We start from the raw sequence: 14,437 nt of genomic DNA, 5'->3' as shown, positions 1-14,437 counted from the left end.
TTAGACGAACTCTTTTGCTTCTTTTTAATAGAGGTGATTTATTTATCACTTGCTTTACTCTTGATTATTTCAATTAGCGTTTTATAATTCTTAGTTTGAATCTTATCTTTATGAAAGACAATATGATTTACACTGTTTAATTCAAAATCATTTACTTTTACCTCACAAAGTTCTCCACTGCTAAGCTCGTTCTCTACTAATATTTTTGGTAACACACTAATTCCTAAATTTTGCTTTACTGCATATATTAAAGCTTGTGAATTTACACTTATCCACTCTGGATTTATAGTTATATTGTGTAATAATAATGCACTGTCAAAAATATCACGAATGGCACTGCCTTCTTCTCTCAATAATAACCTTTCCTTTATTAACTCATTAACATCTACGGACTTTTCTAACACAAATTTATGTTCAGGCGAACAAAGTACTGTCAATTCATAGCTGGAAAATGGAAATTTTATTAACTCTTCCTTATAAATAACTCCTTCAATGAGCCCTAGATCAATTTCATTGTTGAGTATCATATTTTCAATATTTCTGGCATTATCAATTATAACTTTGGTGGGAGTATTCTTGCAAACCGTTTCAAATTTTGCTATTGCTTTAGGTAAAATAAAATTTGCAATAGTTATGCTTGATCCAATTTTGATAGTTGCATTGTCCTCTAATTCTTTGGAGTTTTGTTCCAAATCATCATATAATTCTAAAAGCTTTATTGTTTTTCCTAGAAATAGTTTTCCTGTTTCATTTAAATAAAGTCTTCTTGAAATTCTATCGAATAAACAAATACCTAAATGACATTCTAGTTCATTGATTGCATGAGAAACTGCTGGCTGTGTCATAAACAGCTTTTCAGATGCCTTGGTAATACTCTCTTCTTCACATACAGTTTTAAAAATACGCAAATGCCTCAAGTTCATATGGCTCCCTCTCATTACTAGTTAGTTATGTTTATTATAATATTATACTATTTTACTTATAATATTTCTATGGGTATAATATAAAAAGTTTATACTTTGTATGTAAAGGAGGATTTTATCATTATGAAATCTAATAAATTAAAGCTTTATTTTTCCCTATTTAGAATAATGTTTTCTATAAGCGCATTTACCTTTGGAGGTGGATACGTTGTTATACCTATGATACAGAAATACTTCGTAAATAATCTAAAGTTGATCAATGAACAGGAGCTACTGGATATGGCAGCAATTTCGCAGTCAACACCTGGTGCTATTGCAGTTAATATTTCTGTATTAGTAGGTTATCGTATTGCTGGACTAATAGGCGCAATCATTTGTTGTATCGGAACAGTACTTCCCCCTTTGCTTATTTTATCTGTTATATCTTCTTGTTATAGTGTATTTCGGGATAATAGAGTTATTTCTTCAATACTAAAAGGGATGGAGGCAGGTGTCGCCGCTACTATCGTAGATTTAGTCATTGATATGAGTAAAGGAATTTTAAATGAAAAAAATTGGTTGTTAACATTAATGGTTCCCGCTTCATTCTTCGCTAGTTTCTTTTTAAATATTAATGTTGTTTTAATTATTATTTTCTGCTCATTCCTATGTTTTGTACAAACTTATTTGAAAAGAAGGAAAGGAGTGGCAAGGTATGACTAAAAATATCCTTATTTTATTAGTAAGTTTTTTACAGATTGGTTTATTTAGTATTGGTGGCGGTTATGCTACAATACCATTAATACAGGAACAAGTAGTCGATTTCTACCATTGGCTTACTTTGCAAGAATTCTCTGATATTATTACAATCTCCCAAATGACCCCTGGACCTTTAGCGGTTAACACTTCAACTTTTGTTGGGATACGTATTGCAGGGATATTGGGAGCTATAGTAGCCACATTAGGATGTATTCTATCTGGATTTATTCTTTCCATTCTTTTATACAGGTTTTTCAGAAAACATAAAGATATAGATAGCCTTTCTAATATATTGAAAGGACTACGTTCTACTTCGGTTGGACTTATTGCAGCTTCTGCATCTACTATCGTTTTGATTGCCTTTTTTGACTCACCACTACTCAATGTTAAAGCTGCTAGATTTAACATTACTGCTATAATTGTATTTACTATTTCTTTATTTTCACTAAGAAAGTATAAAATGAATCCAATATTAATTATCATTTTAACAGGTATTGTGGGTTTGTTTTTTTATCAATGATGTTTGCGAAATACTAATTTGTATAGACACTTTCTGGATTTTGCATGATATATATATTTATAATCTTCCTAAATTATTGTGCCTTATGTCTATGAAAATTTAATGAAGATAACTAGGGCTAAAATATATTGTATTTAAGCTTGACTTTCAAAAATACTTGCTATACCATGTAATTACCAGTATTAACCATATAATTTATCAATAGATAGGACGGAATGATATATGAAAGGAAATACAGTTTCTGAAAAATATACTTATATTATTTTAATACTTACACTTATTTCAATTATTAGTTGTATTATATTAAAAATATTTTTATTTTACGGTTTTGTTGTAAGCATAGTTGTTGCTTCATGCTTATTTATAAAAAGCGGATTTTCCTCAACTGAACTTTTTACTATGATAAAGAAAGGTCTTTGTGACTGTAAATCACTGTTCATTTTAATGGCATTAATTGGTGCTATGATTTCTATATGGATGGCTTCAGGAGTTGTACCAACTATGTTATACTATGGCCTTAAATATATGCAAGGGAGGAATTTTCTATTTTCTGCTTTTGTTCTTACATCTATAGTTTCAATATTTATGGGGACAGCCTTTGGGACTATAAGTAGTATAGGAATTGCATTATTAGGATTAGCAAAGATATTTCAAATCCCTGACTATATTCTTTTGGGGGCTATAATTTCAGGGTCTTTTATAGCAGATAAGACTTCTCCAATATCAAGCCTTTTTAATCTTACACTTGAAACCGTAAAGATAAGTTATAAAGAAGCTTTAATGTCTATATTAAAGACATTACTTCCAACTTATTTTGTATCAGGATTACTATATTATTTTATAGGAAAAAACTATAGCTTGGTTCTTGTAAACTCAAATATAGATAATTTTACTTCAGCTATTAGCAGAAACTTTGTTGTATCACCATTATTATTACTCTTGCCTTTAAGCATTATAATTATGTCATTTTGGGGAATGACAATGGTAAAATCAGTATTTTTAGCATTAATTGGTGGGATAATTGTTTCTATTGGTCTGCAAAAAGCAAACTTCATTCATATTATTGTTGCCGTATTTAATGGTTATAGAATAAATACTAACAGTGTTGAATTAAATGCAATATTAGTTAGCGGTGGTATGATGTCTATGATAGAGGTATTGCTTATAATAGGAGGTGCAATCACCCTAAGCACCATATTTCAAGAAACAGGTCTTATAATACCTATAATTAAGAGAATAACACTAAGAATTAAATCAAGAGAAGAACTTATTTTGAAGACAGGATTTATAAGTAGTGCATTAACAGCTATAAGTGATCAAAGTGTTGGTATAATACTGCCTGGAAAGCTCTTAAGGGATAAATATAGAGAATTTGGAATTGAAAATACTACTTTGGCTAGAACTATAGCAGATACTGGAACAATTATTGCACCACTTATTCCTTGGAATGTAAATTCATTATTTATTTTTATAACAACGGGAATTCCAACTATGTCATATGCACCTTATACGGTGTTATGCTACCTGTCCCCCATGATTACATTTATTTTTGCTTATCTGCATAAGTTTCAGAATGAAAAACAGGCAACGGATAGTCTTTATAATTAGCTAAATCTTTATTTTATATATTTCTTAAGCTCCATGAATTAGAAATCACATATATGGGTAAAATCCCTGTAGTACAAAGTTAGGAAGTGACAAGATACATATTCTCTTGTCACTTCTTAATCCTTAAATCCTATTACTTATCTTCATAGTATCTTGGATTAGGAGATTTAATTACAAAAATTTCTAATATTTCTTCATGAAAATTATTTACATTCATCCTTGTATTATAAGGAATATTTATAATTTGTCCCTTATCATATTTATGAGGTTCTTGATCATCTAGTTTTAATGTTAGCACTCCTCTTGTTATCACCATATACACATTGGAATTTGAATAATGCTCTGGAAGACCTGTTCCCTTAGTAAAAATCATATGATTTAATGCTAAATTATCATCGTCAACAAGCTTTTCAACTACCTTTTCATCTACTGTTTTAAATTCATAAATCTTTTCTATCATAAAATTCTCCTTTCAAAATCTATACCTTTATAATATAATTTTTATACCACATTGAAAGTAACCATGGTTACTAATTATAAAAAATATCTGTTAGTATTAAAATTAATCTAACAATCAGAATTTTTTGGGGGATAATATATGAAAGAAAAACTACTTAGCATATTCTCAATTATACCGGCTATGCTTGCTGCCTTCTGCTGAGGTGGTGGGATAATATTAACGTCCCTAGGTTTAGGGGCATTAAGTTCAGCTTATTTTTCTAATTTAACAAAATATAAGCCTGTATTTGTTTTTATTACTGCAATAATGTTGTATTGGTCTTATACAATAATAGAAAGGGAAAAATCTAATAGAAAAACTAAAATAACATTTTGGATTTCAGCTATAATTTCAATACTTGTAATATACTTTCCAACTATATTAAGGCTATTTTTATAAGTAAAAGTGGTAGTTTGAAGATTTCAACTACCACTTTCTACGTTTCATACTACGAATGAGAGCTTTTGTTTCTTTATCTACTCGCAATGATTCAGTAATCTTTTGCAATCCTTTGTTATATGTAAAGTCGTCTAAGGTGTTATTTTTTAAATACTCCATTGTTTTTTCTGGAAATTTAATGTAGCAAATAGAAATAGCCCATGCAACAGCCATTTTCACATAATAGCCTTCATGCTTTGCTCTATCTAATAAAATGAATACTCTATCAATATAATTTTCTTCCAAATAAAAATTAAGGAGCATTACAATGCCAAACCGCATTTCAAATTCTTGTTTAGAAGAAAGATATGGTTGTAGAAAATTCCAAACTCTAGATCTATTTAGTTTCGTAAATTTTAAACCAATACAAAAACTATCACAAACAGACCAGTTATCAATTTTAGGAATAAAATCCTCAATATAACTTAATACTTCCTCAATATCATCTTTTACATATCCAAGCACCATACCTTGTAGCATAACTTCTTCATAATATTCATCTTGCGCTACCTTCATATACTCTCGCCAATCTCCCTTGGCTAATTCTTTTGCAAGTTTTCTTAATAGCGGTAATCTCACTCCTACAATATTATCCTTACCTGGACATAACCCGCTTTGGAATTTTTGATATTCTTCATCTGCTAATTGAAAAATTTGTTCTCTTATTGTCATTTTCAACTTTTCCACTCCTTATTCAAAAGATAGCTTCCATTTCTAAAAGTTTTTCTTTTACATCTAAACCCCCTGCATAACCTACTAATTTGCCGCTAGTACCAATGATGCGATGACAAGGAATAAAGATAAGTATTGGATTTTTGTTATTTGCCATACCTACTGCGCGAGAAGCTTTTATATTTCCAATACTCTTTGCTATATCTTTGTAACTATAGGTTTTACCATAAGGAATTTCTTGTAATGCTCTCCACACCTTTTCTTGAAATTCTGTTCCTTTTGGTGCAAGTGGTAGATTAAATATTTTTCTTTTTCCCTCTAAATATTCTTGAAGCTGTTTACTAGCTTTTTTCAGTAAAGGCGTTTCAGTAATATTTGCATCTTGAGGAGTGCTTTCACCAAAATACACATGAGTAATAAAACTACCATTTTCAACAATTCCTATTTTGCCAATATTCGTTTCGTAGCAAAATGCACTATTCATATCTTTACCTCCTTATTTCTCATCCATATATAATATATTTTACTTCATTCACTGGTTTCTGTCTTTCGAAATATAGCTTTGTAATTTCAGAAAATTATTTTCACATAAATCCACTTTACCTTATTTTTATTTCAATAGTGGTGCTTTTAATAGAACCATTTTCCAACTATAATAAATCACAAATAGCTAATACAAATAAATCATAAAATTTAAATTATTGAAGGTGATAATGTGTTTTATAGAGATACTTGGGCAGAAATAAATTTAGATAGAATAAAAGAAAATATACTCTTAATTAAGAAAACGGTAAACAAGGATTTTTTTGCTGTAATAAAGGCAAACGGATATGGTTGTGGAGATTCCTATTTAGCTAATATTGCAGTAGATGCTGGCGCAGCGTATTTAGCAGTTTCCAGCTTAGATGAGGCTCTTTCGCTTAGAAATAAAGGTATCGAACAAAATATTTTAGTTCTCCAATATATTTCTCCAAAATCCCTTCAAATAGCTAAGAGAAATAATATTACAGCTACTGCATCTTCTCTTGAATGGGTACAGCAAGCTATAAAGGAAGGTATCTCAGGATTAAAAGTACACTTGAAATTTGATAGTGGTATGAACAGAATAGGATTTACAAATCTTCACGATTTGCAATTAGGATTAAAAACATTATTAAACAACTCCGTAAATGTTGAAGGCATTTATACTCATTTTGCATGTGCAGATAGCTATGATAATATAATGTGCAAAAGTCAACTAGACAAATTTAAAGAAGCTCTTTCTTTTTTAAATCACAAATTTATATGGATTCACTGCTCTAATTCAGATGCAAGTTTCCATTTTCATGAGAATATTAGCAATGCTGTTCGTTGCGGAATCGCAATGCTAGGTATTTCAAGCTATCAAACAAATTTACAGCCTGCACTTTCTCTTTATTCTAAAATAGTTAATATTAAGAAAATCCATAAAGGTGAAACGGTAGGTTATGGAGCCACTTACATTGCAAAAGCCGACGAGTGGATTGCTACACTCCCAATCGGTTACGCAGACGGATGGTTGCGAGCTCATCAAGGAAAACATTGCGTAATTGACAACACAGAATGCCAATTTATTGGTAGGATTTGCATGGATCAGTCTATGATTCGCGTCCCTAAGTATTATCCCTTAGGAACTATAGTTGAATTAATGGGCTCTAACATGCCTATTACAAGAATAGCTAAAGAACTTAATACAATCCCCTATGAAGTAATGACCTTACTCAGCTATCGCATTGCTAAGGTATATATATACCAAAATGAACAAATTTCTGCTTGAAAATATATTCCTTTTCTCTTAAAAGTGGTAGTTGAAGGTTTCAACTACCACTTTTATTCAATTGTTTTTTCTAAGTTGTGTACAATATTCATCAATGGACTGAGCTACAGTCTTAGCATAATTAACAGCTTCAACTACAGTTGCAGCTCCTGTAACCACATCACCTGATGCAAAAATCCCTTCACGAGTAGTATTGCCAAGTTCATCTGTTACTACTAGCCCATACTTATTGGTTTCTATTCCTTTATTATTTGCAACAATATTGTTCCTTGGTGATTGACTAACTGCGATTATCACAGAATCACATAGATAAAAACCTTTAGCATCTTCAATTAGAATTGTATTAACTTTACCATTATCATCAGCAACTTTTTTAGTTTCTATATATTTTACCCCTTCTTCAACTATCTCAAGAGGAGCTTTAAATAATTCAAATTTAACTCCCTCTTTTTTTGCTTCTTCAATTTCAACTTTTGTAGCAGTCATATCTTCAAAATCTTTTCTATACATAATGCATACTTCTTCAGCACCATTTCTCTTTGCAGTCCTTGCCGCATCCATAGCTACATTTCCCGCACCAATTACGCATACTATTTTACCTAAATCATAAACATTAGGCGATTTTAGATAATCTATGGCATAGTGAGCATTTCCTAAACTTTCCCCTTTAATATTTAAAGTCTTAGGGTTCCATACACCAGTTCCAATGAATATAGCCTTATACCCATCCTCAAAAAGTTTATCTATTGTAAGTACTGGTCCAATAAGAGTATTAGGTCTTATTTTAACCCCTAACTCTATAAGCTTTTCGTGAATTTTGTCTAGAATACCCTTAGGAAGTCTAAATTCTGGTATGCCATATCTTAATACTCCCCCAATTTTTTCCTTACTTTCAAATATAGTAATCTTATATCCTTTCGAAGCAAGTATAAAGGCAATTGTGATACCTGCAGGCCCAGAGCCTATAATAGCAACTCTATCCTTTAGAAAATTATTTGGTTTAAATTTTGTAGATTCTAAAAAGTTCATAGAAACATACTTTTCAATTTCATGAAACTCAATAGGCTCTCCTCTTATTCCTTTAATACAATTCCCTTTGCACTGCTCTTCATGAGGGCATACTATTGAACATATAACTGATAATGGGTTATTATTAAATAATACCTCTCCTGCTTTATCAATTTGATTATCCTTAAATAGTTCTATTACCTCAGGTATTGGAGTATTTATAGGACAATGTGTTTTACATCTTGGATTTTTACACAATAAACATCTATTTGCTTCGTCTTTTAATAAATTCATTTCTTATGCCCCCTTTGAAAAATCACTTTTGAATTATTATACCTTTATCAATTTTCACTTTCAAGGAGCAATGAATTAATAAAGCCACGATTTTATTCATTTATAATCTTAAATTCCTTAAGCATATTATTAAGTCTTACCCCATGGCCCTCTTCAGCCTCGATAAATAGCTGCTGTTTAATTATAAATGTTCCTTCCTTTGTATTATCAACTAAATAGTATTTTATAACTGTGCTATTCCATTTTGAGCCATTATTTGCATATATCAATGTAGCTTTTATAGGTTCATTAACCTGTCCTCTATTCTCAACTTTTTCATAGTTTACTTTAAGCTGGTTTTCAAGCTCAGAGGCTATAGTTTCAGGTTTCTTTCCCTTTACTTGTTCAATTTCCATAAATACCTCTGGTATATTATCACCCTTAGCCTTTGCAGTAATTTTGTCTTTACCTTCTAGCTTTTCCATTGTATATCTTTCTTCATCAATATAAATAATATATTTCATTGACCCTTCTTTTAAGGATACATTGCTCTTTTCATTCATGCCTTCCATTTGCTGATTAATAACCTTATTTGGAGCAAATAATTCCTTTATTTTGTCTACTGCCGCCTGGCCATACCCTGTATTTAATCCTATGACAACAGCAATAGCTGCTGCTATGCCTCCATATTTGCCTAAGCTTGATACTTTCTTTTTCTTATTTAAATTTAGTTCCTTTTCAATGTTGTTCCATACCATATTTTTTAGTTCTGTAACCTCTTCCGTTCCCTCCAGAATAGTATCTTTTATTTTTTTATCTTCCCTTTGATTCATAATTACCATTTCCTCCTTCAAACTTTTCTATTAACTTTTTAAGCTTTTGCCTACCTTTAAAGAGTCTAGACTTTATTGTATTTACATTAATATCTAATATTTCAGCTATTTCATTTTCCTTAAAACCCTTTAAATATTTTAATATTATAGGAATCTTAATATTATCATCTAAACTTTCAATGGCTTTATAGAGATATTCATATTCTTCAAATTTGCGTTCATCCTCTTCAGCCCCTTGGATACTACTTCCTACAAAATCATCTATAAGTACTATATTTGAGTTTTTTCCAAGTATTCTATTACACTCATTGATTAAGATTCTGTAAAACCATGGTTCAAAAGGTTTGTCTATATCAAAACTATTAATATTTTTATAAACCCTTATAAAGCTTTCTTGAACTGCATCTGCGGCATTCATTTTATTCCTTGTAACTGCCACCGCAACTCTTAATGCATATTCTGCATATTTATTATACAATTCTTTAAAGGCCTCATTATCCCCCTTTCTAATATTCTGCAACAATTCTCTATCCAAATTTATCACTCCTATCTGTAACACACTAATATATACCCTTAAATTACTATAAAGGTTTTTTGATACCCCTAATTACTTCTCCATTTACTGGTGTATAATAATCATTTGAAATTAATTCTGTATTAATTAGCTTTCCACCTTCAAAGGTTTTTCTATATACTTTTACTTTATACCCACTTGTAGCACTCTTTGTCACTATCTTTTCACCTTCTAAGCGAGTAGCATCATCAATATATTTTATTGTAGGCTGTATTGTAGAAATATCCGTAACCATTTCGTAAGTTCTTTTTGTTAATGTTTTACTAGAATATATATTGAAGTATACATTTTTATTTTCTATATAACCTTCTATATAAATAGGTGTATTTAAAGTGTTCGTAAACTTTAAATCGATATTTCCCCAATCAACGGTAGCATCTAATCCCTTACCAATGTAGGCTAGAGGCAGTGAATGGTTTCTTCTCTCATCAGCTTTAATATTAGCATTTAACATAGTATTATATAATGTGCTTGACACTTGGCAAATACCTCCTCCAAGGCCCGATTCTATTCTATCACCTATGATAACTCCCGCTTCCTTATATCCTCTTACTCTTGTGCGTTCACCTACTGCTTCATTAAAACTAAAGCTTTCTCCTGGCATAAGAACAGTTCCATTAATGGCTTTAGTAGCTAAATCAATATTATTGATTCTATTTGCTGAGGATGTAAAAAAGCTTGTACTAAAGGAAGAAATAGGGCTGTTGATAGAAGCTAATTTTTCCTTATTAATCTCTGGCTTTATAATTTCTAAAGATGCTTTAATTTTAGTACCTTCCTTAGAAAGTTCTCCATTAATGTTCTCTAAAATAGCTCCTTTTAGTTTATTCCTTTGAAGCTTTACTCCGTCTATTTCAGGAGTAATTTTTATATCCCCCTTTGTTATAAATATCTTTGCATTTTGAGGATCTTTATTTGCCTGCTGCTCTATCCTATCAATCAATTCATCTATTGGTGTAGAATTATACTCAAAATTTAGCTTAAATTCTTTCTTTTCTTCACCTTTGATAAGTTTATACTTTTGAATCATATTTCCTTGCTTTCCATAGCTAAGTGCTTTATTTACAACTTCCCCAATATTATATCTAGCCTCAATCTTACTATAGTCTAATGTATAAATATTATCATTTACTTCAATTTGAATTTTTTTGTTGAGTAATGACTCACCATACTTTTTCTGTATTAATTCTTCTGCCTCACCAAACTGCTTCCCTCCTACATTTATATCTTCTATATAAACTTCTGGATAAATAACATTACTCCAGTTATTTCCTGTGGCATATACATAGCTTGCTGGAATTATCCCCATTGATAATACTGCACATATAGTAACTCCAATTATTATCTTTTTCTTCATATAGGTTCCCCCTTTTTAGTTCTTTTATAATATATACCCTAAAATAATTAAAAAAGTTTTTTGTTTTATAAAAATGTTACAGGATAAATAAAAAACCACATAGTAATTTATTAAACTATGCGGTCTCTTGTTAACTAAATTTATTTTCCTTCTATTAAAATAGCTCTTGCTGGCGCAGCCTCTACTCCCATAATCTTAAGGGGCAGAGCACATAATAAATATTTTCCCTCATTTACCTCTTTAAGCCTAAGTCCTTCAATTATGGTTATATCATTTCCTAACAAAACCTTATGGGTTTCGTGTCCCTCTTGACTTCTCTCTATACCGAGAGAATCTATTCCTACACCCTTTATTCCTCGCTGTTTTAAATATGTTGCTCCACTTTCATCAAGGAATACAAAGTTAAAGTCAAAATCCTCTTCAAAGGAATTTCTAGTTTTTAATAAAATAAAATCACCTTGGTTTATTTCTTTATTCTTAAAATCCTTCTCAGTAATTTTGTCCTTAACTTCTGTTAAATCTATAACTTTGCACTCTGTCACTACCTTTTCAATATTAAACTCATCCATGGTAGAACCGTTTTCTATCATATGGAGTGGAGCATCAATATGAGTGCCAGTATGCATATCCATACTTATTCTAGATCCATAACTACTCCCCGTTGAAAAATCCTGCATAACTTGAATGATTGGCCTTTTTTCATCTTTATTTTTATATACAGGCATTCCATGATGTATACTCATTGATATATCATAAACTTTCATATGCTTCCCTCCTATACATTCCACCAAAATCTTCCGTCTCTTTTTAGCAGTTCATCTGATTCTTTTGGCCCCCAGCTTCCTGAATCATAATTAGGATAGTTTGGATGATTATTTCTCCATACCTCTAATATTGTATCAGCAAATTTCCATGAATATTCAACCTCATCCCATCTGGTAAACAGCGTTGAATCTCCTTTCATAACATCGAAAAGAAGTCTTTCATATGCTTCTGGCGAATTATTTTCAAGAGGGCAGTTTTGGCAAAAGTTCATTTGGATAGGTATTATCGCACTTTCTACTCCTGGTTTTTTTCCGTTTATTTGAAAGAAAATCCCTTCCTGGGGTTGAATCCTTATGACTAAAAGATTAGGCTCTAAATTATCAAATTCTTTAAAATATAATAATTTTTCCGCAGACTTAAATTGAATAACTATTTCTGTGGATTTACTGGCAAGCCTCTTTCCAGTTCTAATGTAGAACGGAACCCCTGCCCATCTGTAGTTTTGGATATATAGCTTCATAGCTGCAAAAGTTTCAATATTTGAAGTAGGCGATACCTTATTTTCTTCTCTATATGCTAAAACCTCTTTGCTTCCTATTTTTCCCCTTCCATACTGACCTCTTACCATATTCTCCATTATATATTCCGGTGTTACTTTCTCTATGGATTTAAATAACTTTACCTTCTCATCTCTGATATCTTCAGTATGAAGACTTATAGGGGGCTCCATGGCTACCAGAGAAAGAAGCTGAAATATGTGATTTTGAATCATATCCTTAAGAGCTCCAGAAGATTCATAATATCCTCCCCTAGTTTCAACACCCACCCTTTCACTTGACGAAATTTGTATGTTATCTATATATTTGTTATTCCACAGGGATTCAAATAATACATTTGCAAATCTTATTACCATTATGTTCTGTATCATTTCTTTTCCAAGATAATGATCTATTCTATAAATATTTTCTTCACTAAAGGCTGATTTTATTTTTTCGTTAAGATACATGGCTGATTTAAGATCTCTTCCAAAAGGTTTCTCTATTACTATTCTCCTGTTGCTATTTTCATGGGTATTCATACTATGAAACTTTAATTTTTCAACTATTGGTTCAAAATACTCTGGAGCTACTGCAAGATAGTACATCCTATTTCCATTAGTATTATATTTATTATCAAGGCTATCTAAAAGTTTCTTCAATGTTACATAGCCATCATTATCTCGAAAATCAAAATCTAAATAATATATTTTATTTCTAAGCTTATTCCACTTTTCATCCTCCATAGCAAACCTTGAATATTTACCTACAGATTCCCTTATCTGATTCCTATATTGATCATTAGTGAAGATTCTTCTTCCTATAGAAACAATAGCAAAATTTTTGGGGAGCATATCTTGAAACGCTAGGTTATATATAGCAGACATAAGCTTTCTATGTGTAAGATCTCCTGTTCCTCCAAAAATAACCATTATGCACGACAAGTCAACGTTTATCTCCATATTAACTACTCCTCTCTATAGAAAGGCATTATTCACTCTTCTTGGTTGCATGCCCTCCAAATTCATTTCTTAATGCAGCTACAACCTTGCCACTAAAGGTATCCTCCTGCTCTGACCTATATCTCATAAGCAGCGATTGAGTTATAACAGTTGCAGAAACTTTTAACTCTAAGGCCTCCTGGACAGTCCATAATCCTTCCCCTGATGAATACATAACCCCTTTAATTTCATCAAGATGTGGATCTTTTTTAAACGCATTTTCTGAAAGTTCCATAAGCCACCCTCTTATTACTGAACCGTTATTCCATACTTTTGCAACCTTTTCAAAATCCAAATTAAATTGAGATTTTTCAAGTATCTCAAATCCTTCCGCTATGGCCTGCATCATACCATATTCTATGCCATTATGAACCATTTTTACAAAGTGGCCAGAGCCATTTGAACCTGTATATAGATATCCATTTTCAATACTAATATCCTTAATAAAAGGTTCTATAAATTCAAATACATCTCTTTCTGCCCCAATCATTGTGCATGCCCCATTCCTTGCCCCTTCAATGCCTCCACTAGTGCCTATGTCAACAAAATCTATTCCTTTGCTCTTAAGTTCAGTATATCTTCTTAATGTATCCTTATAATTAGAGTTTCCCCCATCTATTATAATGTCATGTTCATTTAAAAGCGGTATAAGCTTTGTAATCATTTCATCAACAGTATTACCAGCTGAAACCATGAGCCATATAACTCTTCTGCCCTCAATCTTCTGAACTAAATCTTCTATGCTATACGCTCCAATTAAACCATCTTTTTCTGCCTGGTGAACTTTTTCTAATGTCCTATTAAAAACTACCACATCGTGCCCCTTATCCCTTGCATTCAATGCTAAGTTATATCCCATTCTTCCTAATCCAATCAGCCCAATTTTCATATTAATCC

The 14,437-nt window shown here is 31.3% G+C and carries 15 protein-coding genes; 4 read left to right on the top strand and 11 right to left on the bottom strand.

Annotated elements, in window-relative coordinates; translation table 11 throughout:
• Positions 1-38: 38 nt before the first annotated feature.
• A complete protein-coding gene (locus tag ABDZ69_RS06290) occupies positions 39-923 on the bottom strand; it encodes a LysR substrate-binding domain-containing protein (protein ID WP_343767852.1) in 885 nt (294 codons plus the stop codon).
• A 123-nt stretch (positions 924-1,046) separates the two neighbouring features.
• On the opposite strand from ABDZ69_RS06290, the gene ABDZ69_RS06285 reads away from it, so the two are divergent.
• The 3 genes from ABDZ69_RS06285 to ABDZ69_RS06275 all read left to right on the top strand — a co-directional run bounded on the left by ABDZ69_RS06285 (position 1,047) and on the right by ABDZ69_RS06275 (position 3,789).
• A complete protein-coding gene (locus tag ABDZ69_RS06285; RefSeq protein ID WP_343767850.1) occupies positions 1,047-1,625 on the top strand; it encodes a chromate transporter in 579 nt (192 codons plus the stop codon).
• Positions 1,618-2,181 (top strand): chromate transporter, encoded by a 564-nt coding sequence (locus ABDZ69_RS06280; RefSeq protein ID WP_343767848.1) that lies wholly within the window; start codon positions 1,618-1,620, stop codon positions 2,179-2,181. Before ABDZ69_RS06285 ends, ABDZ69_RS06280 begins: the two co-directional genes overlap by 8 nt.
• A gap of 222 nt (positions 2,182-2,403) precedes the next feature.
• Positions 2,404-3,789, top strand: a complete 1,386-nt coding sequence (locus tag ABDZ69_RS06275; protein ID WP_343767846.1) for a Na+/H+ antiporter NhaC family protein — start codon at positions 2,404-2,406, stop codon at positions 3,787-3,789.
• 133 nt (positions 3,790-3,922) lie between these two features.
• Here ABDZ69_RS06275 and ABDZ69_RS06270 read toward each other — a convergent pair whose 3' ends face one another.
• From ABDZ69_RS06270 to ABDZ69_RS06260, 3 genes are all read right to left on the bottom strand, one after another.
• Positions 3,923-4,249 (bottom strand): cupin domain-containing protein, encoded by a 327-nt coding sequence (locus ABDZ69_RS06270; RefSeq protein WP_343767844.1) that lies wholly within the window; start codon positions 4,247-4,249, stop codon positions 3,923-3,925.
• A gap of 465 nt (positions 4,250-4,714) precedes the next feature.
• Complete coding sequence (locus ABDZ69_RS06265; protein WP_343767842.1) at positions 4,715-5,404, bottom strand: DNA alkylation repair protein; 690 nt, start codon at positions 5,402-5,404, stop codon at positions 4,715-4,717.
• A 16-nt stretch (positions 5,405-5,420) separates the two neighbouring features.
• The gene (locus ABDZ69_RS06260; protein WP_343767839.1) at positions 5,421-5,882 is read right to left on the bottom strand and encodes a methylated-DNA--[protein]-cysteine S-methyltransferase; all 462 of its coding nucleotides are present in this window, start codon (positions 5,880-5,882) and stop codon (positions 5,421-5,423) included.
• A 231-nt stretch (positions 5,883-6,113) separates the two neighbouring features.
• On the opposite strand from ABDZ69_RS06260, the gene alr reads away from it, so the two are divergent.
• Positions 6,114-7,193, top strand: a complete 1,080-nt coding sequence (alr, locus tag ABDZ69_RS06255) for an alanine racemase (RefSeq protein WP_343767837.1) — start codon at positions 6,114-6,116, stop codon at positions 7,191-7,193.
• A 57-nt stretch (positions 7,194-7,250) separates the two neighbouring features.
• On the opposite strand, the gene ABDZ69_RS06250 is transcribed toward alr, so the two are convergent.
• The 7 genes from ABDZ69_RS06250 to gnd all read right to left on the bottom strand — a co-directional run bounded on the left by ABDZ69_RS06250 (position 7,251) and on the right by gnd (position 14,429).
• Complete coding sequence (locus ABDZ69_RS06250; protein ID WP_343767835.1) at positions 7,251-8,495, bottom strand: NAD(P)-dependent oxidoreductase; 1,245 nt, start codon at positions 8,493-8,495, stop codon at positions 7,251-7,253.
• A gap of 92 nt (positions 8,496-8,587) precedes the next feature.
• The gene (locus ABDZ69_RS06245) at positions 8,588-9,307 is read right to left on the bottom strand and encodes a hypothetical protein (RefSeq protein WP_343767832.1); all 720 of its coding nucleotides are present in this window, start codon (positions 9,305-9,307) and stop codon (positions 8,588-8,590) included.
• Positions 9,288-9,842 carry an RNA polymerase sigma factor gene (locus tag ABDZ69_RS06240; protein WP_343767830.1) on the bottom strand — a complete coding sequence of 185 codons (555 nt, stop codon included), beginning with the start codon at positions 9,840-9,842 and terminating at the stop codon, positions 9,288-9,290. The genes ABDZ69_RS06245 and ABDZ69_RS06240 overlap by 20 nt, the downstream gene beginning before the upstream one ends.
• 46 nt (positions 9,843-9,888) lie before the next feature.
• Positions 9,889-11,238 carry a VanW family protein gene (locus ABDZ69_RS06235; RefSeq protein WP_343767828.1) on the bottom strand — a complete coding sequence of 450 codons (1,350 nt, stop codon included), beginning with the start codon at positions 11,236-11,238 and terminating at the stop codon, positions 9,889-9,891.
• 140 nt (positions 11,239-11,378) lie between these two features.
• Entirely contained in the window at positions 11,379-12,002 is a 624-nt protein-coding gene (locus ABDZ69_RS06230; RefSeq protein ID WP_343767826.1) for a cyclase family protein, read from the bottom strand.
• A gap of 11 nt (positions 12,003-12,013) precedes the next feature.
• On the bottom strand, positions 12,014-13,501 hold the full coding sequence (zwf, locus tag ABDZ69_RS06225) for a glucose-6-phosphate dehydrogenase (RefSeq protein WP_343767824.1): 1,488 nt from the start codon (positions 13,499-13,501) through the stop codon (positions 12,014-12,016).
• Positions 13,502-13,529: 28 nt separating this feature from the next.
• Positions 13,530-14,429, bottom strand: coding sequence for a phosphogluconate dehydrogenase (NAD(+)-dependent, decarboxylating) (gene gnd / locus ABDZ69_RS06220; RefSeq protein WP_343767822.1), 900 nt, complete (start codon positions 14,427-14,429; stop codon positions 13,530-13,532).
• Between the last annotated feature and the right edge of the window lie 8 nt (positions 14,430-14,437).

The organism is Clostridium malenominatum (genome assembly GCF_039521365.1).
Taxonomy (GTDB): domain Bacteria; phylum Bacillota; class Clostridia; order Clostridiales; family Clostridiaceae; genus Clostridium_AW; species Clostridium_AW malenominatum.
The sequence above is the reverse complement of the archived record's forward strand: the minus strand, read 5'-3'. Positions and strand labels throughout refer to the sequence as shown.